Source organism: Thermoactinomyces mirandus (assembly GCF_013868055.1).
Taxonomy (GTDB): domain Bacteria; phylum Bacillota; class Bacilli; order Thermoactinomycetales; family Thermoactinomycetaceae; genus Thermoactinomyces; species Thermoactinomyces mirandus.
This window is the reverse complement of record NZ_JACEOL010000058.1, coordinates 1-665: the sequence shown is the minus strand read 5'-3', so window position 1 is coordinate 665 and position 665 is coordinate 1. Positions and strand designations below refer to the sequence as shown.

Sequence of the window (665 nt, the reverse complement as noted above, 5' to 3'; positions counted from 1 at the left end):
ACTATGCAGTTCTTTTGCGTCAGCAAAGCTGCGCTCAATGGTTTCGCGACGTCGTTTGTACAGTTGTTTTCCTCTTTCACTCAAACGGTTTTTTCGAACCCATTCTTTGGCATTTTCCCACACGTGGCGAGTCACAACTTTTTGAAAGGTTTTGGAGCGAGTACAACGGGAGAGAAAGAGACAATTCTGACACACATTTGGATTTGACTTGTATTCGCGGTATCCTGAGCGATTGGTAGTTGAATAGCGGAGTTCATACCTGGCAGGGCAAAGATATACATCTTGTTCAGGTATGTATTTAAATTGCCATTTATGAAAAAGACCTTTTTTTGGTCGGAAACGCCGATGAGCAATCACTGCAAAAATATTTCGTTTCATCAGTTCCTGACAGATGGGCATCGTGAGATATCCAGCGTCTAATGCGACTTCCTCAACGAGGAAGTCAAACCGGTGAATCTGTCGATTCAAACGTTTCAGGTACGGGATGGAGTCATGAACATTACCGGGTGTAACGAAAACATCCGTAATGAAATTGTATTTTCCATCTACTGTCCGATGATCCAGATAAAAGAAGCCCTCCGGTTTTCCTTCACGAACCATGTACCCACTGTCCGGATCGGTTGTACTGATCCGGATTTCCTTTTTCTCCAATTTTACTTGTTTTT

The 665-nt window shown here is 43.0% G+C and carries 1 protein-coding gene; it reads right to left on the bottom strand.

Translation table 11 applies throughout. From position 1 onward, the window contains the following. Positions 1-665, bottom strand: a 665-nt coding sequence (locus tag H2C83_RS15090) for a transposase (protein ID WP_181742027.1), incomplete at both ends; no start/stop codon positions are given.